Source organism: Thalassiella azotivora, from assembly GCF_054781695.1.
The window spans coordinates 82,810-105,859 of sequence record NZ_BAAGTX010000011.1; the positions used below are offsets into that span (position 1 = coordinate 82,810).

The 23,050-nt window shown below is 76.8% G+C and carries 22 protein-coding genes and 2 tRNA genes; 17 read left to right on the forward strand and 7 right to left on the reverse strand.

Annotation, left to right across the window (positions count from 1 at the left end; genetic code table 11):
- From ACYVQV_RS09275 to ACYVQV_RS09350, 16 genes are all read left to right on the forward strand, one after another.
- Positions 1 to 915 carry an ABC transporter ATP-binding protein gene (locus ACYVQV_RS09275; protein WP_461022992.1) on the forward strand — a complete coding sequence of 305 codons (915 nt, stop codon included), beginning with the start codon at positions 1 to 3 and terminating at the stop codon, positions 913 to 915.
- Entirely contained in the window at positions 912 to 1,778 is an 867-nt protein-coding gene (locus ACYVQV_RS09280; RefSeq protein ID WP_461022993.1) for an ABC transporter permease, read from the forward strand. The genes ACYVQV_RS09275 and ACYVQV_RS09280 overlap by 4 nt, the downstream gene beginning before the upstream one ends.
- Positions 1,779 to 1,815: 37 nt before the next feature.
- The gene (locus tag ACYVQV_RS09285; RefSeq protein ID WP_461022994.1) at positions 1,816 to 3,051 is read left to right on the forward strand and encodes a sensor histidine kinase; all 1,236 of its coding nucleotides are present in this window, start codon (positions 1,816 to 1,818) and stop codon (positions 3,049 to 3,051) included.
- Positions 3,048 to 3,683: a response regulator gene (locus ACYVQV_RS09290; protein WP_461022995.1), complete on the forward strand. Its 636-nt coding sequence runs from the start codon at positions 3,048 to 3,050 to the stop codon at positions 3,681 to 3,683. Before ACYVQV_RS09285 ends, ACYVQV_RS09290 begins: the two co-directional genes overlap by 4 nt.
- A gap of 122 nt (positions 3,684 to 3,805) precedes the next feature.
- Positions 3,806 to 4,822 carry an adenosine deaminase gene (locus ACYVQV_RS09295; RefSeq protein WP_461023039.1) on the forward strand — a complete coding sequence of 339 codons (1,017 nt, stop codon included), beginning with the start codon at positions 3,806 to 3,808 and terminating at the stop codon, positions 4,820 to 4,822.
- A gap of 164 nt (positions 4,823 to 4,986) precedes the next feature.
- Positions 4,987 to 6,375, forward strand: coding sequence for an MFS transporter (locus tag ACYVQV_RS09300; protein WP_461022996.1), 1,389 nt, complete (start codon positions 4,987 to 4,989; stop codon positions 6,373 to 6,375).
- On the forward strand, positions 6,372 to 8,660 hold the full coding sequence (locus ACYVQV_RS09305) for a molybdopterin oxidoreductase family protein (protein WP_461022997.1): 2,289 nt from the start codon (positions 6,372 to 6,374) through the stop codon (positions 8,658 to 8,660). Before ACYVQV_RS09300 ends, ACYVQV_RS09305 begins: the two co-directional genes overlap by 4 nt.
- Positions 8,645 to 10,279, forward strand: coding sequence for an FAD-dependent oxidoreductase (locus tag ACYVQV_RS09310; protein WP_461022998.1), 1,635 nt, complete (start codon positions 8,645 to 8,647; stop codon positions 10,277 to 10,279). The genes ACYVQV_RS09305 and ACYVQV_RS09310 overlap by 16 nt, the downstream gene beginning before the upstream one ends.
- Positions 10,280 to 10,289: 10 nt before the next feature.
- The gene (nirB, locus tag ACYVQV_RS09315; RefSeq protein WP_461022999.1) at positions 10,290 to 12,944 is read left to right on the forward strand and encodes a nitrite reductase large subunit NirB; all 2,655 of its coding nucleotides are present in this window, start codon (positions 10,290 to 10,292) and stop codon (positions 12,942 to 12,944) included.
- Entirely contained in the window at positions 12,941 to 13,342 is a 402-nt protein-coding gene (gene nirD, locus ACYVQV_RS09320) for a nitrite reductase small subunit NirD (protein WP_461023000.1), read from the forward strand. Before nirB ends, nirD begins: the two co-directional genes overlap by 4 nt.
- Positions 13,339 to 14,697 carry a uroporphyrinogen-III C-methyltransferase gene (gene cobA / locus ACYVQV_RS09325; RefSeq protein ID WP_461023001.1) on the forward strand — a complete coding sequence of 453 codons (1,359 nt, stop codon included), beginning with the start codon at positions 13,339 to 13,341 and terminating at the stop codon, positions 14,695 to 14,697. Before nirD ends, cobA begins: the two co-directional genes overlap by 4 nt.
- A complete protein-coding gene (locus tag ACYVQV_RS09330; protein ID WP_461023002.1) occupies positions 14,694 to 15,812 on the forward strand; it encodes a uroporphyrinogen-III synthase in 1,119 nt (372 codons plus the stop codon). The genes cobA and ACYVQV_RS09330 overlap by 4 nt, the downstream gene beginning before the upstream one ends.
- Positions 15,809 to 16,546: a sirohydrochlorin chelatase gene (locus tag ACYVQV_RS09335; protein WP_461023003.1), complete on the forward strand. Its 738-nt coding sequence runs from the start codon at positions 15,809 to 15,811 to the stop codon at positions 16,544 to 16,546. Before ACYVQV_RS09330 ends, ACYVQV_RS09335 begins: the two co-directional genes overlap by 4 nt.
- A gap of 33 nt (positions 16,547 to 16,579) precedes the next feature.
- The gene (locus ACYVQV_RS09340; RefSeq protein ID WP_461023004.1) at positions 16,580 to 16,912 is read left to right on the forward strand and encodes an ArsR/SmtB family transcription factor; all 333 of its coding nucleotides are present in this window, start codon (positions 16,580 to 16,582) and stop codon (positions 16,910 to 16,912) included.
- Positions 16,909 to 17,301, forward strand: coding sequence for a VOC family protein (locus tag ACYVQV_RS09345; protein ID WP_461023005.1), 393 nt, complete (start codon positions 16,909 to 16,911; stop codon positions 17,299 to 17,301). The genes ACYVQV_RS09340 and ACYVQV_RS09345 overlap by 4 nt, the downstream gene beginning before the upstream one ends.
- Before the next feature lie 10 nt (positions 17,302 to 17,311).
- On the forward strand, positions 17,312 to 17,848 hold the full coding sequence (locus tag ACYVQV_RS09350; protein ID WP_461023006.1) for a DinB family protein: 537 nt from the start codon (positions 17,312 to 17,314) through the stop codon (positions 17,846 to 17,848).
- Positions 17,849 to 17,902: 54 nt separating this feature from the next.
- On the opposite strand, the gene ACYVQV_RS09355 is transcribed toward ACYVQV_RS09350, so the two are convergent.
- From ACYVQV_RS09355 to ACYVQV_RS09385, 7 genes are all read right to left on the reverse strand, one after another.
- The gene (locus ACYVQV_RS09355) at positions 17,903 to 18,979 is read right to left on the reverse strand and encodes a UDP-N-acetylmuramate dehydrogenase (RefSeq protein WP_461023007.1); all 1,077 of its coding nucleotides are present in this window, start codon (positions 18,977 to 18,979) and stop codon (positions 17,903 to 17,905) included.
- The gene (locus tag ACYVQV_RS09360) at positions 18,976 to 20,217 is read right to left on the reverse strand and encodes an MFS transporter (protein WP_461023040.1); all 1,242 of its coding nucleotides are present in this window, start codon (positions 20,215 to 20,217) and stop codon (positions 18,976 to 18,978) included. The genes ACYVQV_RS09355 and ACYVQV_RS09360 overlap by 4 nt, the downstream gene beginning before the upstream one ends.
- Positions 20,214 to 20,681: a MaoC family dehydratase gene (locus tag ACYVQV_RS09365; RefSeq protein ID WP_461023008.1), complete on the reverse strand. Its 468-nt coding sequence runs from the start codon at positions 20,679 to 20,681 to the stop codon at positions 20,214 to 20,216. Before ACYVQV_RS09365 ends, ACYVQV_RS09360 begins: the two co-directional genes overlap by 4 nt.
- Positions 20,681 to 21,142, reverse strand: coding sequence for an FAS1-like dehydratase domain-containing protein (locus ACYVQV_RS09370; RefSeq protein WP_461023009.1), 462 nt, complete (start codon positions 21,140 to 21,142; stop codon positions 20,681 to 20,683). The genes ACYVQV_RS09365 and ACYVQV_RS09370 overlap by 1 nt, the downstream gene beginning before the upstream one ends.
- 221 nt (positions 21,143 to 21,363) lie before the next feature.
- Entirely contained in the window at positions 21,364 to 21,495 is a 132-nt protein-coding gene (gene rpmG, locus ACYVQV_RS09375) for a 50S ribosomal protein L33 (protein WP_461023041.1), read from the reverse strand.
- Between the two features lie 169 nt (positions 21,496 to 21,664).
- Positions 21,665 to 21,740, reverse strand: a tRNA-Met gene (locus ACYVQV_RS09380).
- 40 nt (positions 21,741 to 21,780) lie between these two features.
- A tRNA-Thr gene (locus ACYVQV_RS09385) sits at positions 21,781 to 21,853 on the reverse strand.
- 161 nt (positions 21,854 to 22,014) lie between these two features.
- On the opposite strand from ACYVQV_RS09385, the gene ACYVQV_RS09390 reads away from it, so the two are divergent.
- Complete coding sequence (locus ACYVQV_RS09390; protein ID WP_461023010.1) at positions 22,015 to 23,025, forward strand: hypothetical protein; 1,011 nt, start codon at positions 22,015 to 22,017, stop codon at positions 23,023 to 23,025.
- Positions 23,026 to 23,050 lie beyond the last annotated feature (25 nt).

A 23,050-nucleotide genomic window follows, 5' to 3' on the forward strand; every position in this document is an offset into this window, starting at 1 on the left:
ATGAGCGCAGCACCGGCCGTCCGCGTCCGCGGCCTGACGAAGACCTACGGGACGCACCGCGCCGTGGACGACCTCGACCTGGACGTCGAGCGCGGGGAGGTGCTGGCCCTGCTGGGCCCGAACGGGGCGGGCAAGACGACGACCGTGGAGGTCCTCGAGGGGTTCCGGCAGCGGGACGCCGGCGAGGTGGAGGTGCTCGGTCAGGACCCGCGGCACGCCGGCCCCGCCTGGCGGGCGCGGATCGGCATCGTGCTCCAGACCGCGACGGACGCCGCCGAGCTGACGGTCGCGGAGACGGTCCGGCACTTCGCCCGCTACTACCCCGACCCCCGTGACCCGGACGAGGTGGTCGCCACGGTCGGCCTGGACGCCAAGCGGCGCACCCGCGTCCGGGCGCTGTCCGGTGGTCAGCGGCGACGGCTCGACGTGGCCCTGGGGATCCTCGGTCGCCCGGAGCTGCTGTTCCTCGACGAGCCGACCACCGGTTTCGACCCCGAGGCCCGCCGGCAGTTCTGGGACCTCGTGGGCGCGCTGCGCGGCGACGGCACGACGATCCTGCTGACCACCCACTACCTCGACGAGGCCGAGCAGCTCGCGGACCGCGTCGCGGTCATCGCCGCGGGTCGCCTGGTCGCGGTGGACACCCCCGAGCGCATCGGCGGCCGCGACCGCGACCTCGCCGTCGTCTCCTGGCGCGACGGCGACGGCGCGCACAGCGAGCGGACGGACCGCCCGACCGAGCTGGTCACCGCGCTCGCGGCGCGAGCCGGCGGGGAGGTCGAGGGGCTGCAGGTGCGCCGTCCGACGCTCGAGGACGTGTACCTGCAGATGATCCGGGAGCGGTCCGCCGAGCAGCCGCCGGCCACCGAGGACGCGCCGTCGACGGCCGCACCCGTCGTGGAGGTGGCGCGATGAGCAGCACCGGCACCCCGGTCCGTGCGGCGGACGCACCCGCGGGACCCGGCCGGCTGCCGTCCGGCCTGTCCGTGGGAGTCGCCCGGGTCGCGGTCGAGCTCAAGCAGTTCTTCCGCGAGAAGGACGCGGTCATCTTCATCTTCGCGTTCCCCATCATCATGCTGGGCCTGTTCGCCGTCGTGTTCGGCGGGGACAACCGGATCGGCGGCCCGGCGGGGACCGTGGACTTCTCCCTGTACTTCCTCCCCGGGATGCTGGCGGCCGGGATCATGCTGACGAGCTTCCAGACCCTCGCGCTCACCATCGCCACCGAGCGCGAGGACGGCACCCTGAAGCGGCTGCGGGGCACCCCGATGCCACCCCTGGCCTACTTCCTCGGCAAGGTCGGCCTCGTGCTGGTGACGAGCCTGACCCAGTCGGCGCTGCTGCTGGCCTACGCCGCCCTGGTGTTCGGGGTGGACCTGCCGACCGACCCCGCCCGGTGGTGGACGTTCGCCTGGGTGTTCCTGCTCGGCAGCGCGTCCGGCTCGGTGCTCGGCATCGCCTTCTCCAGCGTCCCGCGCTCCGCGCGCAGCGCCAGCGCCGTCGTCACCCCGGTCGTCCTCGTGCTGCAGTTCATCTCCGGGGTCTTCTTCGTCTTCAACGACCTGCCGTCCTGGCTGCAGACCGTGGCGTCGCTGTTCCCGTTGAAGTGGCAGGCGCAGGGCATGCGGTCGGTGTTCCTGCCCGACGCGATGGAGTCGTTCGAGGTGGCAGGGTCCTGGCAGCACGGCGCCACGGCGGTCGTCCTGGCCACCTGGCTGGTCGTGGGGCTTCTGGCCTGCGTGCGCACCTTCCGGTGGACGCGGGTCGGGACGGCGTGACGCGGTGGTGACCGGCGCCGTCCCGGGCCGTCCGTCGATGGACCGCCCTGCCCCCGACTCGGTGTGGGTGCGCACGGTCGTCGGCTGGCACGTGGCGTTCTGGCTGATGATGGCGATCACCGCCCTGGCCGTCGTGCTGCGCGGCGGCGCGACGAGCACGAAGGTCGCGGCGCTGGCCGGGGTGGCCGTCCTGTCGCTGGCCTACCGGGTGGTGGTGGTGGACGACGACCGGTCGCGCCGGCTCCCGTGGCCGCACGTCTACCTGGCGGTGCTGACGGGCGTGGTGGCGCTGCTCGCGTGGCTGCCGCTGGACGTGCTGTTCCTGCTCTTCATCGCCTACCCGCAGGTGTGGTTCCTCAGCGACCGCCGCCGCGACGGCGTCGTGTGGACCGTGGTCCTCACCGCAGCCGTCACGGTGGCGCTGCTCGGGCGCTTCGGCTGGTCGCCGGAGGCCCTGCGCGGGTTCGGCCCGGCGATGCTCGTGAGCCTGCTGTTCAGCGTGCTGCTCGGGCTCTGGATCGCGAGCGTCATCGACCAGAGCCAGGAGCGCGCCGACCTCATCGCCGAGCTGGACCGCGCCCGTGGGGAGCTGGCGCAAGCCCACCACGCGGCGGGTGTGGTGGCAGAGCGGGAGCGGGTTGCGCAGGAGATCCACGACACCCTCGCGCAGGGATTCACCAGCATCGTGGCCCTGGCGCAGGCGGGGCGCGCGCAGCTGGCGAGGGACCCCGCCGGTGCCGCTGGCCGGCTCGAGGTCATCGAGGACACCGCGCGGGAGAACCTGGCCGAGGCGCGGGCGCTGGTGGCGGCGTTCGCGCCCGTGGCCCTGCGGGACGGCGCGCTGCCCGACGCGATCCGGCGGCTCGCGGACCGCTTCACCGCCGAGACGGGTCTGCCGGTGGAGCTGGACCTGCCGTCGGAGCCGGACGCGGCGGACGGCGCGGGGCTGCCCCGTGACGCCGAGGTGGTGCTGCTGCGCGCGGCGCAGGAGGCGCTGACGAACGTGCGCCGGCACGCCGGGGCGCGCACGGTCCGGCTCCGCCTGGCCCCGCCGACCGGAGGGCTGCCGTGCGCCAGCGTGGAGGTCGTCGACGACGGCCGGGGCATGGACCCGGCCGACCGCCAGGGTCTCGGCCTGACGGGGATGCGGCACCGGGTGGAGGGGGCCGGTGGCTCGGTCCACCTGGACAGCGCGCCCGGCCGGGGAACGCGCGTGCTGGTGACAGTGCCCACGGAGACGCCGGGCGCAGCGGCCGGCCGGGCCGCGCCGTGATCCGCGTGCTCGTCGTCGACGACCACCCGGTCGTGCGCTCGGGCCTGGTGGGGATGCTCGAGGTGGAGGACGACGTCCACGTGGTGGGCGAGGCCGGCGACGGCGAGCAGGCGCTGGACGTCCTGGCCTCCACGGCCGCCGACGTCGTCCTGATGGACCTGAGGATGCCCCGGCTGGACGGCACGGCGGCCACCGCGCGGATCCGCGCGGAGCACCCGGGCACGGCGGTGCTGGTGCTCACGACGTTCGACACCGACGCCGACATCCTGCGGGCCGTGGAGGCGGGGGCCACCGGCTACCTGCTCAAGGACACCCCGCGCGAGCAGCTGCTGGCCGGTGTCCGGTCGGCCGCGGAGGGCCAGTCGGTGCTGTCACCGTCCGTCGCGGCGCGGCTCGTCCGGCGCGTGCGCGAACCGCAGGAGCAGACCCCGACACCGCGGGAGCTGGAGGTGCTCCGGGGCGTGGCCCGGGGGTTGACGAACGCCGAGATCGGCCGGGAGCTGTTCATCGGCGAGGCGACCGTCAAGACCCACCTGCTCCGCCTCTTCGGCAAGCTCGGCGTCGACGACCGCACGCACGCGGTGACGGTGGCGATGCAGCGGGGGCTGCTCCCCCACCCGGGCGGGTCCTGAGGCCGCCGCCGCGGCGGTCTGGAACACTCCGGCCCATGCCGGCCGTGGGGGGACCCGACGCGCGCCGCCAGGACGCCGTCCCGCCGGTGTCGTCGGCGTCGTCGGTGTCGGCGGCGTCGTCGGTGCGCGACGTCCGCGCCCTGCCGAAGGCGCACCTGCACCTGCACTTCACCGGGTCGATGCGCCCGTCGACCCTGCGCGACCTGGCGGACAAGCACGGCGTCCGGCTGCCCGCGAGCCTGCGCGAGCAGCACCTCGTGCGGCTCAGCCCGGACGAGCGCGGCTGGTTCCGGTTCCAGCGCCTCTACGACGCCGCGCGTGCGTGCGTCCGCGACGCCGACGACATGCGCCGGATCGTGCTGGAGGCGGCCGCCGACGACGCCGCGGAGGGGTCCGGCTGGCTGGAGATCCAGGTCGACCCGACGTCGTACGCGCCGTTCGTCGGCGGTCTCACCCCCGCGCTGGAGGTCGTCCTGGACGCGGCGCGCGAGGCGACCGCGCTGACCGGGACGGGGGTGGCGGTCGTCGTGGCCGCGAGCCGGGTCAGGCACCCCCTGGACGCCCGGACGCTGGCCCGGCTCGCCGCCCGGCACGCCGGGGAGGGACCCGGGACGGTCGTGGGCTTCGGCCTCAGCAACGACGAGCGCCGCGGGTGGACCTCCGACTTCGCCAAGGCCTTCGACATCGCACGCGCCGCGGGCCTGGCCTCCGTGCCGCACAGCGGTGAGCTGCTCGGGCCCGACCACGTCGAGGTGACGCTCGCGACCCTGGCGCCGGACCGCCTGGGCCACGGCGTGCGCTCCGCCGAGGACCCGGACGTCCTGGCCCGGGTGGTCGACGCCGGCGTCGCCCTGGAGGTGTGCCCGGCGAGCAACGTCTCGCTGGGCGTGTACCCGACGGTGTCGCAGGTCCCGCTGCGGACGCTCCTGGACGCCGGGGCGCAGGTCGCGCTGGGCGCGGACGACCCGCTGCTGTTCGGCTCCCGCCTGGCCGACCAGTACGTCGCCGCGCGCGAGCGGCACGGCCTGGACGACGTCGCCCTCGCCGGTCTGGCGCAGGCGTCCCTGCGGGCGTCGCGCGCGCCGGCCGACGTCCGGGACCGGCTGCTGGCCGGCGTCCGGGACTGGCTCGCCCGCTGAGCCGGCCGGCCGGACTCAGGGTCGTCCTCACAGCACCGGCCTCCCGCCGTGCGGGGACCGTTCCTCCCGGGTAACGCGGCGCCGTCGCACCGAAACACGCCGCTCCTAGCGTCGCCGTCCTCTCGTTTCCGCTGCCACCGGGCAGCCCACCGGAGGAGGACGACATGGCGGTACCCACCACGGAGCGCGTCGGGGGCACGGCCGCCGCGCAGGCACCCGGCGCGGACCGGCGCCGGCTCGGCGGACGCTGGATCGACCACTGGGAACCCGAGGACGAGCGCTTCTGGGCGACCACGGGCCGGCGCGTGGCCCGCCGCAACCTCGCGTTCTCGGTGCTGGCCGAGCACCTCGGGTTCTCGGTGTGGCTGCTGTGGAGCATCGTCGCGGTGAACCTGAACTCGGCGGGCTTCGCGTTCACCGAGAGCCAGCTCTTCTGGCTCGTGGCGGTGCCCAGCCTCGTCGGGGCGACGCTGCGCGTCCCGTACACGTTCGCGGTGCCGTTGGTCGGCGGGCGCAACTGGACGGTCGTGTCGGCGCTGCTGCTGCTGGTGCCCGTCCTCGGGCTGGCGTGGGCCGTCAGCGACCCGACGACGTCGTTCACCACGATGCTGCTGGTCGCGGCGACCGCCGGCTTCGGCGGCGGCAACTTCGCGTCGTCGATGGCGAGCATCTCCTACTTCTTCCCCGAGCGGGAGAAGGGCTGGGCGCTGGGGCTGAACGCCGCCGGTGGCAACATCGGCGTGGCGGTCGTGCAGGCCCCGGTCGTGGTGTCGGCCGTGGTCGTCGCCGGCGGGGGCCTGCACCTGGAACGGGCCGGGCTGATGTGGGTGCCCCTGGTGCTGCTCGCGGCGGTCCTGGCGTGGCGGTACATGGACAACCTCACCCCCGCCCGGGCCGACCTGCGCTCCAGCGGGGCCGCGGCGCGCCGCCCGCACACCTGGGTGATGGCGGTGCTCTACATCGGCACGTTCGGGTCGTTCATCGGCTACTCGGCGGCGTTCCCGCTGCTCATCTCCACCCAGTTCCCCGACGTGTCGGTGACGAGCTTCGCCTTCCTCGGGGCGCTGGTGGGCTCGCTCGCCCGCCCCCTCGGCGGCCGGCTGGCGGACCGTGCGGGCGGCGCGGTGGTGACCGTCGGCTCGTTCGTCGGGATGGGCGTCGGGGTGCTCGGGGCGGTCGCAGCGCTCCGGGCCGGCAGCTTCCCCGCCTTCCTCGGCGCGTTCATGGTGCTCTTCGTGGCCTCCGGGGTGGGCAACGGCTCGACGTACCGGATGATCCCGGCGATCTTCCGCACCCAGGCGCAGGACGCCGGCGGCAGCCCGGCGGACCTGGTGCGCGGCAAGGCGGAGGCGGCGGCGGCGATCGGCGTCATCGCGGCGGTCGGCGCCTACGGCGGCTTCCTCGTCCCCCGGACCTACGCGTGGTCCAGCGGCACGTACGGGTCGATCGAGCCGGCGATGCTGGTGTACGTCGGGGTGTACGCGGTGATGGTCGTCCTCACCTGGGCCGTGTACCTGCGCCCCGGTGCGCGGATGGCCAGGGCGCGGGTGTGAGCGGCCACCTGGGCGCCCCGCCGGCGACGGGAGCGGACGCCGCGGAGGCGGGCGCCGTCGACACGCACTGCCCGTACTGCGCCCTGCAGTGCGCGATGCGGCTGACGCCGGGCGGCGGCAGCGTGCGGGTCGAGGGCCGCGACTTCCCCACCAACCGCGGCGGGCTGTGCCGCAAGGGGTGGACCAGCGCGTCGGTGCTGACCGCCGAGGACCGCCTGACCTCGCCGCTGGTGCGGGGTGCGGACGGCGAGCTGCACGAGACGACGTGGGACGACGCGCTCGACCTGGTCGCGGCGGGCCTGACGGCGATCCGCTCCGAGAGCGGGCCGCAGGCGGTGGCGGTGTTCGGCGGCGGCGGCCTGACCCACGAGAAGGCGTACGCCCTGGGCAAGCTCGCGCGCGTCGTGCTGGGGACCCCGAACATCGACTACAACGGGCGGTTCTGCATGTCGTCCGCCGCGGCCGCGGCCACGCGCAGCCTCGGCATCGACCGCGGCCTGCCGTTCCCGCTCGCGGACGTCGGCGGCGCCGGGGCGGTGCTGCTGCTCGGCAGCAACCTCGCCGACACCATGCCGCCGGCGGTGGCGCACCTGGCCGGTCCGCGGTCCCGTGGCGGCCTGGTCGTGGTGGACCCCCGCCGCAGCGCCACCGCGGCGCTGTGCGACGACGGCGGCGGACTGCACCTGCAGCCGGTCCCGGGCACCGACCTCGTCGTGCTGCTGGCGCTGCTGCACGTCGCGTGGGCCGAGGGCCTGACCGACGAGGCGTACCTGGCCCGCCGCACCCACGGGGCGGAGGACGTCCGTCGGGCCGTCGCCCCGTGGTGGCCGGAGCGGGCCGAGCAGGTGTGCGGGGTCCCCGCTCCCCTGCTGCGCCGCGCGGCCCGGTTGCTGGCCGCGGCCGCACCGCACCGCGGTGGGCCCGGGTGCGTCGTCCTCACCGGGCGGGGCGCCGAGCAGCACCGGCAGGGCACCGACACCGTCACCGCGGCGATCGACCTCGCGCTGGCGCTCGGGCTGCCCGGGCGGCCCCGCAGCGGGTACGGCGCCCTCACCGGGCAGGGCAACGGGCAGGGCGGGCGCGAGCACGGCCAGAAGGCCGACCAGCTGCCCGGGTACCGCCGGGTCGACGACCCCGCGGCCCGCGCGCACGTGGCCGCCGTCTGGGGTGTGGACCCCGACAGCCTGCCCGGCCCGGGACTGCCGGCGGTGCGGCTGCTGGACGCCCTCGGACGCCCCGGCGGCCCCCGGGCCCTGCTCGTGCACGGCAGCAACCTCGTCGTCAGCGCCCCCAACGCCCGTCACGTCGTGCAGCGGCTGCGGGCCCTGGACCTGCTCGTCGTCTGCGACGTCGTGCCGTCGGAGACCACGGCGCTGGCCGACGTCGTCCTGCCCGTGGCGCAGTGGGCGGAGGAGGAGGGCACGCTCACCTCGCTCGAGGGTCGGGTGCTGCGGCGCCGTCGCGCCGTCGACCCACCCCCCGGGGTCCGTGACGAGCTGGCGGTCCTCGCCGACCTCGCGGCCCGCCTGGGCCGGCCGGACGCGATCGGCCCGGACGCCGCGACGGTCTTCGACGAGCTCGCGCGGGCCAGCGCCGGCGGCACGGCCGACTACTCCGGCCTCAGCCACGCCCGGCTCGACGGTGCCGACGGTGACGGCGGTGACGGCGGTGCCGACGGTGACGGCGGTGACGGCGGCCTGTTCTGGCCCGTGCCCGCTCCGGTCCCCGGGCGGGGGGCGTCCCCGCCGCACCCGGGGACCCCGCGGTTGCTGGTCGACCGCTTCCCCACCCCGGACGGCCGGGCCCGGATGCTGCCCGTCGCGCACGTCGGGCCCGCCGACGACGTACGGCCCGGCGCCCCGGTGCACCTGGTCACCGGGCGGGTGCTGGAGCACTACCAGTCCGGGGCGCAGACCCGCCGCGTCGGCGAGCTGGCCCGTGCCGCACCCGAGCCGTTCGCCGAGCTGCACCCGCTGCTCGCCGACCGGCTCGCCGTCACCGGAGGGGACCTGGTCGAGCTGCGGTCCGCCCGCGGCACCGCCCGGGTCCGGGCCCGGGTGACCGCCGCCGTCCGGCACGACACGGTCTTCGTGCCGTTCCACTGGCCGGGCGAGGGCAGCGTCAACCGGCTCACCAACGACGCCACCGACCCGGTGTCGGGGATGCCGGAGTTCAAGGTCTGCGCCGTGTCGGTCACCCGCGTCGAGGAGGCCCGGCCGGGCCCCGGGACGCAGGGTGAGCGAGCGGGAGCCGGGACGGAGGAGGACGCGTGGACGGTCGCCTGAGGGTCGTCGTCGTCGGTCACGGCATGGTCGGGTCGCGGCTGGTGGAGGAGGTCCTGCGCCGCGACGGGCGAGGAGCGGTGGCCGTGACGGTGCTCGGCGCGGAGCCCTACCCGCCGTACAACCGGGTGCTGCTCAGCGACGTGGTCGCCGGCCGCGCGGACGTGGCGTCGCTGACGCTGCCGCAGCCCCGCTCGGACCGGGCCGCGGTGCTCACCGGCGTCGCCGCCGTCCGCGTCGACCGCCGACGGCGCGTGGTCCTGGACGCCGACGGGTACGAGCACCCCTACGACGCGCTGGTGCTCGCGACCGGCGCCCGGGCGCGCGTGCCGGCCGTGCCGGGGCTGACGCCGGAGCCGGGGCGGAACCCGCTGCCCGCCGGGGCGCACGTGCTGCGCACCCTGGACGACGCGCGGGAGGTCGTGGCCGCGTCGGTCAACGCGCGCCGCGCCGTCGTCCTGGGCGGCGGGGTGCTCGGCCTGGAGGCCGCCTGCGGCCTGGCCCGCCGCGGGCTGGCGGTGACCGTCGTGCACGCCGGCCCGCACCTGATGGAGCGCCAGCTCGACGAACCGGCCGCGCGCGCCCTCGTGGAGGGCCTGCGGCGACGGGGGGTCGCCACCCTCGCCGGGGTGCGCCGCACCGAGGTCGTCGTCGACCGGGACCACGTCGGCGCGCTGGTGGTGGACGGCGAGGCGCTGGCCACCGACCTGCTCGTGCTGGCGTGCGGGACCGTGCCGGACACCGGCCTCGCCCGCGACTGCGGCCTGGACGTCGACCACGGGATCGTGGTCGGGGACGACCTGCGCTGCCCAGCGGACCGGCGGGTCGCCGCCGTCGGCGACTGCGCCCAGCCGCCCGAGGGTGGCACCGGGCTCGTCGCCCAGGGCTGGGAGCAGGCCGGCCGGCTCGCCGCGGCGCTCGTGCGGGCGGCGGGTGCCGGCGTCCGCGGCCGGTGGCCCGACGACCCGGCGGACGGCCCGGCGGACGGCCCGGCGGACGGCCCGCCGGCTCCGGCCGTGGTGCGGCTGAAGGCCGACGGCGTCGACGTCCTGGCCGCGGGCCACGCGGGTGCCGCCGGGACGGCGGGCGGCCGGTCGGTGGTCCTGCACGACCCGGACGCCGGCCGGCACGTGGAGGTCGTCGTCCGCGACGGGGTGGTCACCGGGCTGGTCGCCGTCGGTGACGCCGCGGTCGGGGCCGACCTGCTCGCCGCCCTGAGCCGGGGCACCCCCGTCCCGCTGGACCCGGCGCAGCTGCTGCTGCGGCCCGTCGCCGGGGCCGCGACGACGCCCGGTGCACCCGACGGCACCGAATCGCCGGTGCGGATGCCCGACCGCACGACGGTGTGCCGGTGCAACGGCGTCAGCAAGGGCGACGTCGTCGCGTGCTGGCGCGCCGGTGCCCGGGACGTGGCCCAGGTGGCCGCGGCGACGCGGGCCACCACGGGCTGCGGCGGCTGCCGGGACGTGGTGGGCGGGATCGTCGACTGGTTGTCCCGCAGCGACTCCGACGACGGGCGCACGCCGGTGGCGGACGGCTCACACCGGGGCCCCGGCGGACGTGAGGAAGCCGTTGCGGCGGCGAAACAGCAGCCGCCCACCGGCGAAACCTCGGGTTCCTAGCGTCCCCGTCATGACCAGCGACACCCCCACCACGGACACCACCGGCGCGCCCGCGCGGAACGCCGGCCCGCACCGGGCCGCCGCGACGCAGCACCTCGTCGTCGTCGGCGGCGGCATGGTCGCCCACCGCCTGGTGGAGGCCCTGCGCGACCGCGACGCCGACGGGCGGTGGCGGGTCACCGTCCTCGCCGAGGAGCCGCGGGCGCCCTACGACCGGGTCGCGCTGACCTCGTACTTCACCGGCCGGGACCCCGAGGACCTGCAGCTCGGCGAGCCCGGCCTGTGGCGCGACCCGCTCGTCACCCTGCTGCGCGGCGAGCAGGTCGTCGAGCTGGACCGCGGCGCCCGCCGGGTCCGGACCGCCCGCGGCCGGGTCCTGGCCTACGACGCCCTCGTCCTGGCGACCGGGTCGGCGGCCGCCGTCCCGCCGGTGCCGGGCACCGACCTGCCCGGCGTCTTCGTGTACCGCACGGTGGACGACGTGGCCGCTCTGCGCGCCTGGGTGGAGCAGCGTGCGGCGGCCCTGCGCCGCCCGGTGCGAGGCGCCGTCGTCGGTGGCGGCCTGCTCGGGCTGGAGGCGGCCGGGGCGCTGCAGGCCCTGGGGGCGCGCAGCACCGTCGTCGAGTTCGCGCCCCGGCTGATGCCGTTGCAGGTCGACGACGGCGGCGGTCAGGCGCTCGCCCGGCTGCTGACCGCCACCGGCGTCGACGTCCGGACCGCCACGGCGACGGCCCGGCTGCGCGCGGACCGGGCGGGGCGGGTGGGGCGGATGGACTTCACCGACGGCGGTCGGCTGCCGGTCGACGTCGTCGTCCTGGCCACGGGGGTGCGGCCGCGCGACGAGCTCGCGCGCGCGGCGGGCCTGGAGGTCGGCGAGCGGGGTGGGGTCGTCGTCGACGAGGCGTGCCGCACCTCGGACGAGCGCGTCTGGGCGGTGGGCGAGGTCGCCTGCGTCGCCGGCCGCTGCCTCGGGCTCGTCGCGCCCGGGTACGCGATGGCCGAGGTGGTCGTGGACCGGCTGCTGGGCGGGTCGGCGGTGTTCGAGGAGGCCGACACCGCCACGAAGCTCAAGCTGCTCGGCGTGGACGTCGCGAGCTTCGGGGACGCGTTCGGGACCACGCCGGGGGCCCTCGACGTGGTCTACGCCGACCCCGTCGCCGGCGTCTACACGAAGCTCGTGCTGTCCGACGACGCGCGGGTCCTGCTCGGGGGGATCCTCGTGGGGGACGCGAGCGCGTACGCCGCGCTGCGGCCCCGGGTCGGTCGTGAGCTCGACGGGGACCCCGGGGCCTGGTTGCTCCCCGAGGGCGGTGCGGGCGAGCGAGGGGACCTGCCGGACGAGGCGACGGTGTGCTCGTGCAACAACGTGTCCGCGGGGCGGCTGCGCGGCGCCGTCCGCGAGGGCGGGTGCACCGACGTCGCGGGCGTCACGGCCTGCACCCGGGCGGGGACGTCCTGCGGCTCGTGCCTGCCGTTGGTGAAGCGGCTCGTCACCACGGAGCTCGCGGCGGCGGGGGTGCCCGTCAGCTCGGCGCTGTGCGAGCACTTCGACCTCTCGCGCCGTCAGCTGTTCGACGTCGTCCGGGTCACGGGGCTGCGGACGTTCAGCGAGGTGGTCGAGCGCCACGGCCGGGGTCGCGGCTGCGACGTCTGCAAGCCGGTCGTCGCCTCGGTGCTGGCCAGCCTGGGCGCCGGGCACGTGCTCGACGCCGGCCGGGCGGCGCTGCAGGACACCAACGACCACGTCATGGCGAACCTGCAGAAGGACGGCAGCTACTCGGTGGTCCCGCGCGTCCCCGGCGGCGAGATCACCCCCGAGGGGCTCATCGCCATCGGGCAGGTCGCCGCCGACTTCGGTCTGTACACCAAGATCACCGGTGGTCAGCGGATCGACCTCTTCGGCGCGCGCATCGAGCAGCTCCCGGCGATCTGGCGCCGGCTCGTGGACGCCGGCTTCGAGTCGGGCCACGCGTACGGCAAGGCCCTGCGGACCGTGAAGTCGTGCGTCGGGTCGACGTGGTGCCGGTACGGGGTTCAGGACTCGGTGGCCCTGGCCATCGCGCTGGAGCTGAGGTACCGCGGGCTGCGCGCGCCGCACAAGATCAAGCTCGGTGTCTCGGGCTGCGCCCGGGAGTGCGCCGAGGCGCGCAGCAAGGACGTGGGCGTCATCGCCACGGACCAGGGCTGGAACGTGTACGTCGGCGGCAACGGCGGTTTCACCCCCCGGCACGCCCGGCTGCTCGCCGAGGACCTCGACACGGCGACGCTGGTGCGCACCATCGACCGCTTCCTCGTCTACTACGTGCGGACCGCCGACCGGCTCCAGCGCACCGCGCCCTGGCTCGACGAGGTGGACGGCGGGCTGGACGGCGTGCGGTCCGTCGTCCTGGACGACGCGCTGGGGATCGCCGCGGACCTGGACGCCGCGATGGCGGCGCACGTCGACGGGTACGTCGACGAGTGGCGGGAGACGCTGGAGGACCCCGAGAGGCTGCGCCGGTTCGCCGCGTTCGTCAACGCGCCGGACACCCCGGACCCCTCGCTGGCGTACGTGCTGGAACGCGACCAGAAGCGGCCCGCCACACCGGCCGAGCGGTCGGCCGGTGCGGTGCTCGCGGGGACGCCGGTGCTCGTGGCCGGTCCGGAGCTGGAGGTGCGGCGGTGAGCCCGCAGGTCGACGGCGCGGCAGGGGGTGCGCCGGCACGCGGGACGTGGGTCCCGGTGTGCGCCCTGGCGGACCTGGAGGTCGAGCGGGGTGCCGCCGCCCTGGTCGCGGACCAGCAGGTCGCGCTCTTCCGGCTGCACGACGACACCGTGCGCGCCGTGCAGCACCGCGACCCCGTGACGGGCGCCCACGTCCTGGCGCGCGGCATCGTCGGCAGCCGGCGGGTCGAGGGCCGCGGTGACGTGCCGACGGTCGCCTCACCCCTGCTCAAGCAGGTGTACGACCTGGACACGGGGGTCTGCCTCGACGGTGTGGGCGCCGCCCCGGGCCCGTTGCGGACGTGGCCGGTGCGGGTGGACGCCCGCGGTGCCGTGCTGGTCGCGGTGGGCTCGCGGTGACCACCCTGCTGGGCCTGGACCTGGCCGGCCGCGCGGTGCTGGTGGCCGGGGGCGGCCCGGTCGCCGCGCGCCGGGCACGGGGCCTGCTGGAGGACGGCGCGGTCGTCCGGGTGGTCGCCCCGACGCCGGGCGCCGAGCTGCGGGGGCTGCTGGCGGACCCGCCCGCGACCGGCGCCCTGACCTGGGCCGCCCGGCCGGTCCGTGCCGACGACCTGGACGGCACGTGGCTGGCCGTCACCGCCACGGGCGACCCGGCCGTCGACGCGAAGGTCCGCCGCTGGGCCGACGCCCGCCGGGTCTTCTGCGTCGCCGGGCGGGACGGCTCGGCCCGGTGCGCCGCCGTCGCGCGCAGCGGCGACCTGCTCGTCGGGGTGGTCTCCGCGGGCGCACCGGACCCGCGGCGGTCGACCGCGGTCCGGGACGCGGTCGCGGACCTGCTCGACCACGGGCGGCTGCCGGTGCGCCGCAGGCGGCCCGGGCCCGGGCGGGTCGTGCTCGTCGGCGGTGGGCCGGGGGCGCCGGACCTGCTCACGGTCCGGGCGCGCCGGGCCCTGGCCGAGGCGGACGTCGTCGTGACCGACCGCCTCGCGCCCACCGAGGTGCTGGCGGACCTGCCGCCCGAGGTGGAGGTGGTCGACGTCGGCAAGGCGCCGGGGCGCCACCCCCTCCCCCAGCGTGACATCGAGCGGCTGCTGGTCGCCCGTGCCCGGCGCGGGCAGGTGGTGGTCCGGCTCAAGGGCGGTGACCCGTTCGTCCTGGGTCGCGGGGGCGAGGAGGTGCGGGCGTGCCGGGACGCGGGCGTCCCGGTGGAGGTGGTCCCGGGGGTCACCAGCGCGGTGGCGGTGCCCGCGGCGGCGGGCATCCCGGTCACCCACCGCGGAGCGGCCCGCGGTTTCGCCGTCCTCACCGGCCACGACGGCCTGGACGGCGCCCTGGCCGCGACGCTGGTGCGCGCCGGGGCGACCGTCGTCGTCCTGATGGGCGCGGCGGCCCTCGACCGCATCGCGCTGGCGCTGCGGGCGCACGACGTGCGCGACGACGTCCCGGTCGCCGTCGTGGAGCGCGGGTGCACCCCACGGCAGCACCTCCGTCGCACCACCGTCGGTGGTCTGCCCGGCCTCGGGCCCGTCCGGGCACCTGCCGTGGTGGTCGTCGGTGACGTGGCCGCTGCGGGGCTGCTGGCCGAGCACGTCCGCGACCCCGACGCACCGACGGCGGCGTCGTCCGCGCCGGCCGTCCGGGCTCCGGCTGCTCCGGCTGCTCCGGCTGCCCCGGTGGTCCTCGGACGCGACCGCCCCGCCCGGCGCGGGGCCGCGCGGGCGCCGCACCCGGCCGGCGTCAGAATGGGCGGGTGAGCGCCGCCCAGCAGCCCCTCGCGGGCTGCGTCGTGCTCGTGACCGCGGACCGGCGGTCCGCCGAGCTCGGTGGCGCCCTGGAGCGGCGGGGCGCGCAGGTGCGCCACGCGCCGGTGCTGAGCATCGTCCCGCACGTCGACGACGCGGAGCTGCTCGCCGCGACCCGGCGGGTGCTGGCCGACCCGCCCGACGTGCTCGTCGCCACCACCGGCATCGGCTTCCGAGGTTGGGTCGAGGCGGCCGACGCGGCCGGGCTCGCCCAGCCGCTGCTGCAGGTGCTCTCCCGGGCCCGGGTCGTCGCGCGGGGACCGAAGGCGCGCGGCGCCCTGCAGGCCGCGGGTCTGCACACCGACTGGGTGGCCGAGTCCGAGACCGCCGCGGAGGTCGCCGAGGTGCTGCTGGGCGAGGGCGTCCGGGGTCAGCGGATCGCCGTCCAGCACCACGGCGCCGGGTCGGACGGCCTGGACGAGGCGTTCCGGGCCGCGGGCGCCGACGTCGAGCCGCTCGTCGTCTACCGGTGGGGACCGGCGCCGGACCCGGCGGCCGTCGCGACCTCGGTGCGCGCCTGCGCCGCCGGCGAGGTCGACGCGGTGCTGTTCACCTCGGCCCCCGGCGCGGCGGCGTGGCTGGACGCGTGCGCGGCGGCGGGTGTGCTGGACGAGGTGCGCGGACGCTGCACGGACGGTCACCTGGTCGCGGCGGCGGTCGGGCCGGTCACGGCCGAACCCCTGCGGCGCAGCGGGATCGAGCCCCTCGTCCCCGACCGGGGCCGGCTGGGCTCGCTCGTGCGCGCCGTCGTGGCCCACTTCGAGGCCGACGCCGGCGCGGACGTGGCCACACCCGCCGGCGTGCTGCGGGTGCGCCGGGGCGGCGCCGTCCTGGACGGCCGGCTGCTGCCGCTGTCCCCGAGCGGGTTGGAGGTGCTGCGGGTGCTGGCCCGCGCCGGTGGGGCGGTGGTCGCCCGCGCCGACCTGCTGGCCGCCCTGCCCGGCGACTCGACCGACCCGCACGCCGCCGAGGTGGCGGTCGCCCGGTTGCGCGAGGCACTCGGTGACCGGTCGCTGGTCCGGACCGTCGTCAAGCGCGGCTACCGGCTCGAGGTGGCCGGCTCGTGACGGCGCACGGGGACGCGGACGGGGAGCCGGGCCGGCGCGGCGGCCACGACGGCCCCGTGCTCGTGGGCTGCGCGCACGGCACCCGCGACCCGGCCGGGCGGCGCGCCGTCGCCGGACTGCTCCTGGACGTCGCCGCGCTGCGCCCCGACCTGGACGTGCGACCCGCGTTCGTCGACGTCCAGCCGCCGGAGGTCTCGGACGTCGTCGCCCGGGTCACGCGGGCCGGCGGCACCGCGGTCGTCGTGCCGCTCCTGCTGTCGACCGGGTACCACACCAACGTCGACGTGGCCCGGGCCGTGGCGGACGCCGGCCCGGGGGCCAGGGCCGCCGGCACGCTCGGGCCGGACCCCCGACTCGTCGACCTGCTGCTCGAGCGCCTGGCCGGCGCCGGCGCCGGTCCCGGTGACGGCGTGGTGGTGGCGGCGGCCGGGTCGAGCGACCCGCAGGCCGCCGCGGACGTCGACGTCGTCGTCCGCGGGCTCGCCGCGCGTCGTCCGGGACCGGTGCTCGCGGGGTTCGGCGCGAGCGCGCGGCCGAGCGTGCCGGAGGCGGTGGAACGGCTGCGGGACAGCGGCTGCGGCCGCGTCGTGGTCGCCTCGTACCTGCTGGCGCCGGGGTTCTTCCACGACCGGCTCGCGGGCGCGGGGGCGGACGCCGTCACGGCTCCGCTGGCACCGGCACCGGGTCTCGCGCGCATCGTGCTCGACCGCTACGAGGCGGCTCTCACCCCTTGACAGGCAAGTCCTCACTTGCCTAACGTCACGTGGGTGGCCGACGTCTTCAAGGCCCTCGCCGACCCCACCCGGCGGGCGCTGCTCGACGAGCTCGCCGACCGCGACGACCAGACCCTGTTCGAGCTGTGCGCGCGCCTGTCCGGGCGGCACGGCATCAGCCCGTCGCGCCAGGCCGTCTCCCAGCACCTCGACGTCCTCGCGGCCGCCGGGCTGCTCCACCGGCGTCGCGAGGGCCGGTACACGCTCCACAGCCTCGACCCCACGCCGCTGCGCGGCCTGACCGACCGGTGGACCGGCGGCCCTGACGCACCACCGGCCGCGCACCCGGCTCCGCCCGCACCACCCGACCCGGAGGACCGACCATGAGGATCACCATCACGAGCGTCTTCGTCGACGACCAGGAGACGGCGCACCGGTTCTACACCGACGTGCTCGGGTTCGTGACCCGGCACGACATCCCGCTCGGCGAGCACCGGTGGCTCACCGTCGCCTCACCGGACGCACCGGACGGCCCGGAGCTGCTCCTCGAGCCGGCCGTCCACCCCGCCGTCGGCCCGTTCCGCTCCGCGCTCGTCGCCGACGGCATCCCCGCCGCCGCGTTCACCGTGGACGACGTCCACGCCGAGGTCGAGCGCCTGCGCGGGTTCGGCGTGCGCTTCACCCAGGACCCCCTGGACATGGGCGAGGTCACCACCGCGGTCCTCGACGACACCTGCGGCAACCTCATCCAGATCGCCTCGCCGTCCCGCCGCTAGCGTGGGCCGCATGACCGTCGCCCCGGACGACAAGGACTGGACCTGGGTGCTGGACCGCCGGTGCCCCGAGTGCGGGGAGGACGCCCAGCGGATCCGGCCCGAGCAGGTCGCCGACCTCGTGCGCAGCAGCGCCGTCGAGTGGGAGCGGGTCCTCGCCGGCCACCCCCTGCTGCGCGAGCGGCCCGACCCTGCCACGTGGTCGCCGCTGGAGTACGCCTGCCACGTCCGCGACGTGTACCGCGTCTTCGACGACCGGCTCGCGCTCGTCCTGGCCGAGGACGACCCCGAGTTCGCCAACTGGGACCAGGACGCCACCGCGGCGGCGTCCGACTACGACCGGCAGGAGCCGGCCCGGGTGTCGCTCGACCTCGCCGAGGCCGCCCGCCGCCTCGCTGACCGGTTCGACACCGTGCCCGCCGACGGCGGCTGGGACCGCCCGGCGCGTCGCAGCAACGGCTCCCGGTTCACGGTGCTCACCCTCGCCCGGTACCTGCTGCACGACGTCGTGCACCACCTGCACGACGTGCGCCTGCCCCGCCGGCGCTGAGCCCCGCCCGTCCCCGGCGGCCGCCCACCGGCGACGTGCGCCGGCGGGCGAGCCTCACAGGGCGCAGCCGACGAGGACCGGCTCGTTGACGAGCTCGATGCCGTAGGTGTCGCGGACCTGGTCGCGGACCCGTCGGGCCAGCACCAGCAGGTCCTGCGCCCTCGCCGTCCCCCGGTTGGTCAGCGCCAGCGTGTGCTTCGTCGACAGGGCCGCCGGACCGGGCAGCCCGTACCCCTTGCCCAGGCCCGCGTGCTCGATCAGCCACGCCGCGCTCGTCTTGACCCGTCCGTCCGGCGCGGGGAACCGGGGGGCGCCCTCGGGCAGGCGGGAGTCGTCGTCCAGGACGGGGTTGGTGAAGAACGAGCCCGCGCTCCACGTGTCGTGGTCCGCGTCGTCGAGCACCATGCCCTTGCCCCGGCGCAGCCCCAGCACCGCCTCCCGGACGTCCGCCAGCGGTGCGCGGTCGCCGACCTCGACCCCGAGGGTCCGCGCCAGCTCGGCGTACGCCACCGGCGCGGACAGGTCCCCCAGCCGCAGCTGGAACGTCACCTCCAGGACGAGGAACCGGGACGGGTCGGCCTTGAACCGGGACCACCGGTAGCCGAAGCCGCAGTCCGCGGCGGCCAGGGTCCGGACCCGGCGCTCGCGGCGGTCCCAGGTGCGCACCGAGGCGATGGTCTGGGCGACCTCCTGGCCGTACGCGCCGACGTTCTGGACGGGCGTCGCGCCGGTGGACCCGGGGATCCCCGACAGCGCCTCGACCCCGACCCAGCCCTCCGAGACGGCCCGGGACACCAGGTCGTCCCACGGCTCGCCGGCGGCGACGGTCACGGTCGCACCGCTGCACGCGTCGCTGGACCGCACCTGGACGCCGCGCGAGGCGACGCCGACGACGAGGCCGTCGAAGCCGTCGTCCGCCACGAGCAGGTTGCTCCCCCCGGCGACGAGCAGGACGGGCTCCCCCGCGCGGTCCGCGGCGTCCACGGCGGCGACCAGGGCGTCGGCGTCCTGCGCGCGCACGTACCGGCTGGCCGGGCCGCCCACCCGCAGGGTCGTCAGCCCCGCCAGCGTCGGCGCGACCTCGGCGGCGTCCTGCTGGGTGGGAGCGCTCTGGTGCTCGGGCGGCGTCACGGGGCGAGGTTAGTCGGGCGACCGCCGCCGACCGGGGTCGTGCCGGGGCCCGGCGGGGCACCCACGGGCTGCGGGGCCGGGCGCGGCGGTCGCGCGGCGGGTGCGGCGAGCATCGACGGGACGAGCAGGACGGCGACGAGCAGCAGGGCGCGCAGCACGCCGACGTGGTCGCCGAGGTAGCCGAGCAGCGGCGGGCCGACGAGGAACGCGGTGTACCCGATGGTCGAGACGACGCTCACCCGCGCCGCCGCGTGCGAGGGGTCGTCGGCGGCCGCGCTGATGCCGACCGGGAACCCCAGCGACGCACCGAGCCCCCACATCACCACGCCCACCGCGACCAGGGGCAGCGACCCGGCGAACACCGTGACGACGACGCCCACGCCCGCCAGCGCCATGCTCGACCAGAGCACCGGCAGCCGGCCGAACCGGTCCAGCAGCCCCGTGCCGACGGTCCGGCCCAGCGTCATCGCGGCGACGAACACGGCGAAGCCGGCGGCGCCGACGGCCTCGTGGACGCCGTGCCCGTCGACCAGTGCGACCGCGAGCCAGTCGTTGGCGGTCCCCTCGGTCAGCGCCAGGGCGAGGACGAGCAGGCCGATCGCCAGCGTGCGCGGCTCCAGCCACGCCGCCAGCGGGTTGCGTCGCCCGCCGGTCGCGTGGTCCGGGGCTGCGGCCGGCAGGAACCAGCGGCCACCGAGCACGCCGAGCAGGGCCACGAGGACCGCCCCGCCGGCCAGGTGGGTCGAGACCGCGGCCCCGAGCCACGCGGCCAGGGCGCCGACGGCGGCGCCGGCGACGGTGCCCAGGCTGAACGCCGCGTGGAACCGCGGCATCACGGTGCGCCGCAGCCCCCGTTCGACGACGGCGCCCTCGACGTTCATCGCGACGTCCCAGGAGCCGGAGCCCAGACCCATCGCGAACAGGCCCAGGGCCGTCAGCGGCACCGACCCGAGCAGGTCGGCGGCCGAGCCCACGAGGACGAGCCCCGCGGACGTGACGACCGCACCCGTGGCGACGACGGCCGCGGCGCCGAACCGGGCGACGAGGGCACCGGACGCCGGCAGCGCGAGCACCGCACCGGCGGACATCGCCAGCAGCAGGGTGCCCAGCCGGCCGGGGCTCAGCTCCAACGCGGTCCGGGCCTCGGGGATGCGGGACACCCACGTGGCGAACGCGAAGCCGTTGACCGCGAAGACGAGCGCGACGGCGTTGCGGGCCGCCAGGACCTCCCGGCTCAGCGGAACCGGACCACGGCGCGCGCCTTGCCCAGGACCGCTGCGCCGTCGCAGGTGGCGGCGAGGTCGATCCGCGCCGTCCCCGCCTCGGGGTCGAGCACGCCGACGGTGGCGACGACGTCGACGCTGGCTCCTCCCTCGTCCGGCACCGGGACGGGCTTGGTGAAGCGGACGCCGTAGTCGACGACGGCGCCCGGGTCGCCGCACCAGCGGACGACGAGGTCGACCGCCGTCGCCATCGTGAACATGCCGTGGGCGATGACGTCGGGCAGACCGACCTCGCGGGCGAACCGCTCGTTCCAGTGGATCGGGTTGAGGTCGCCGCTGGCGCCGGCGTACCGGACCAGGTCGGCCCGGGTCACGGGGTACGTGCCGCGGGCGACCTCCTGGCCGACCTCGAGGTCGGCCAGCCGGGGGCGGGGGGCGCTGGCCGGGTCGCCGGCCCGGTCACGGGTGTGCTCGCTCATCAGGAGTCCTCCCCGCGGACGACGATGGTGGAGGTCGCGGTGCAGACCGCCTCCCCGGACTCGGTGGCGATCTCGCTGCGGGTGGTGACCATGCTGTGGCCGCCCGCGGAGCGGACCGCGTCGACGTGCAGGGTGGCGACCAGCCGGTCACCGGCGACGATCGGCCGGTGGTGGGCGAAGCGCTGCTCGCCGTGGACGACGCGGCTGAAGTCGATCCCGGCCTCCGGGTCGCGCACCAGCCGGGCGTCGCTGCGCTGGGCGACGATCACCGCGAAGGTCGGCGGCGCGATGACGTCCGGGTACCCCAGGGACCGGGCCGCGTCGGGGTCGGTGTGGGCCGGGTGGACGGCGCCGCCGGACCCCGCGACCGCCTCGGCGAACTCGCGGATCTTCTCCCGGCCGACCTCGTAGACGCCCTCGGGCTCGTAGGTGCGGCCGGCGAACTCGGCGTTGACCGCCATGACGCCTCCTGTGCTGGTCCTCGCTCGTCTCCGGCCGGTCGTCCGCCGGCTGCCCGGGCACGTGGTCGGGCACGTGGTCAGGCAGGTCGGGCACGTGCCCCGCACCAACCTACCGGCGGGCGGGAGCCCCGCCCCCGCGCGCCGACGACGCACGCCCGGAACACGGGAGCGGGGCCGCCCCGCCTGGGACGGCCCCGCTCCTCGGTGCTGGGTGACCCGCGTCAGCGGGTCTCGCGGTGCGCGGTGTGCTTGCCGCAGCGCGGGCAGAACTTGTTCATCTCCAGGCGGTCCGGGTCGTTGCGCCGGTTCTTCTTGGTGATGTAGTTCCGCTCCTTGCAGTCCACGCAGGCCATGGTGATCTTCGGGCGGACGTCAGCGGTCTTGCTGGCCACGGGACAGCCTTCTCTCGCGGTTGCGGGTTACGGACGCGGCGCCGGGACGGCGCGCACCGACTGGCAAGGGTACCCAACCGTGTCCGGTCGAGTCGAATTCCCCGGACCGTCGAGCGGCCTCGGGGGGCAGTGGTAGCGGGGGCGGGACTTGAACCCGCGACACAACGATTATGAGCCGTTTGCTCTACCACCTGAGCTACCCCGCCGTGCCGACACGCGCCCGCGAGAGCGGGCCGCGTCGAGGAGAGCCCCTTTAGGGAATCGAACCCTAGACCTTCTCCTTACCATGGAGACGCTCTGCCGACTGAGCTAAAGGGGCAACGCCCGCAGAGGCTACACGCATCCCGGGCCCGACACGAAATCGGCGACGGAGAGGTCCGCGCGGCCGCCCCGGTGGGCCCCAGACGGAGGAGCGCCGCCGGCCCGGCGTCCCCCGAACGGCCTATCGGGCCGGGCGTCGTCCGCGCCGAACCTCACACCATGCTGCTGTCCGCTCCCTCCCACGACCTCGTGCGCGCCTGCGCCGCCCTGCTCGGCGCCTCCGGGCGCCGGGACGCCGAGGAGCTCGCCATGGACCTGCGCGCCCGCGGGTGGACGGTGGACACCTGCCACCTGCAGCAGGTGCTCGAGCAGGCCGACGGCGTGTTCATGCGGATCGGCGACAGCTTCACGCTGCTGCCCCGCGGCGCCGAGCCGCCCGCAGCACCGGAGATCTCCCGCGAGGACCTGCACGCCCGGCTCACCCGCAAGCTGCGCGCGTCCTGGTGGAAGGTCCTCGCCGTGCGCTCCGCGTACCCGCCGCTGGCGGAGGAGCCGACCAGCGCGCTGGCCAAGACCCTCGAGCGGGACCGCCGCAACCGGACGTTCCGCGTCGCCAAGGTCCACGACGGCCGGTACGTCTGGCTGCTCGCCTGGCTGGACGAGGTGACCGTCCCCCGGCGGGAGAGCCTGCCGTCGTGGTCGTGCTGGCACGTCCCGACGCTCGCCTCGTGGGAGCCCGGCCAGAACCCCGTCCAGCCGCGGTACCAGGGCCTGCCCCCGAACGAGGTCGCCGTCGTCCACCCGGCCGCCGACGCGGCCGCGATGGCGGACGTGCTGCTGCGCGCGCTGGAGTCGACGCGCGCCCGCCCCCAGGACGTGTGGATCGAGCCGGTCCCCGTCGACGGCGCCGAGCTCGACGTGCGCGGCCGGGTGCTGGCCGAGTCCGCCCGCCCGTGGGAGCCCGCGACGGGCCGGCGCGCCGCGCAGCCGCTGTGCTACTGGTGCCGCAGCCCGCTGACCACCAACGAGGACGTCGGCCGCGGCGCGGACGCCGCCTGCTGGGCCGTGCACGAGCCGTTCGAGTCGGCCGCCCTGCGGTTCACCCGTCAGGAGTGGGTCGGGGCGATCGACCGGCCCGAGTGGCAGGCGCTCGTCGCCGACCCGCCGCGCGGCGGCGCCCCCGGCCTGTCGCGCGGTCGCGTCGAGGGCGTCGGCAGCAGCACCGGCTGACTCGCGGGCGACGATCCGGGGGCCG

What these genes read in the sequence shown, in the direction of transcription:
- ACYVQV_RS09275 (WP_461022992.1), top strand. Translation starts at nt 1, where the DNA reads ATGAGCGCAGCACCGGCCGTCCGCGTCCGCGGCCTGACGAAGACCTAC.
- ACYVQV_RS09280 (WP_461022993.1), top strand. Translation starts at nt 912, where the DNA reads ATGAGCAGCACCGGCACCCCGGTCCGTGCGGCGGACGCACCCGCGGGA.
- ACYVQV_RS09285 (WP_461022994.1), top strand. Translation starts at nt 1,816, where the DNA reads ATGGACCGCCCTGCCCCCGACTCGGTGTGGGTGCGCACGGTCGTCGGC.
- ACYVQV_RS09300 (WP_461022996.1), top strand. Translation starts at nt 4,987, where the DNA reads ATGGCGGTACCCACCACGGAGCGCGTCGGGGGCACGGCCGCCGCGCAG.
- nirB (WP_461022999.1), top strand. Translation starts at nt 10,290, where the DNA reads ATGACCAGCGACACCCCCACCACGGACACCACCGGCGCGCCCGCGCGG.
- ACYVQV_RS09345 (WP_461023005.1), top strand. Translation starts at nt 16,909, where the DNA reads ATGAGGATCACCATCACGAGCGTCTTCGTCGACGACCAGGAGACGGCG.
- ACYVQV_RS09350 (WP_461023006.1), top strand. Translation starts at nt 17,312, where the DNA reads ATGACCGTCGCCCCGGACGACAAGGACTGGACCTGGGTGCTGGACCGC.
- ACYVQV_RS09365 (WP_461023008.1), bottom strand. Translation starts at nt 20,681, where the DNA reads ATGAGCGAGCACACCCGTGACCGGGCCGGCGACCCGGCCAGCGCCCCC.
- ACYVQV_RS09370 (WP_461023009.1), bottom strand. Translation starts at nt 21,142, where the DNA reads ATGGCGGTCAACGCCGAGTTCGCCGGCCGCACCTACGAGCCCGAGGGC.
- rpmG (WP_461023041.1), bottom strand. Translation starts at nt 21,495, where the DNA reads ATGGCCTGCGTGGACTGCAAGGAGCGGAACTACATCACCAAGAAGAAC.
- ACYVQV_RS09390 (WP_461023010.1), top strand. Translation starts at nt 22,015, where the DNA reads ATGCTGCTGTCCGCTCCCTCCCACGACCTCGTGCGCGCCTGCGCCGCC.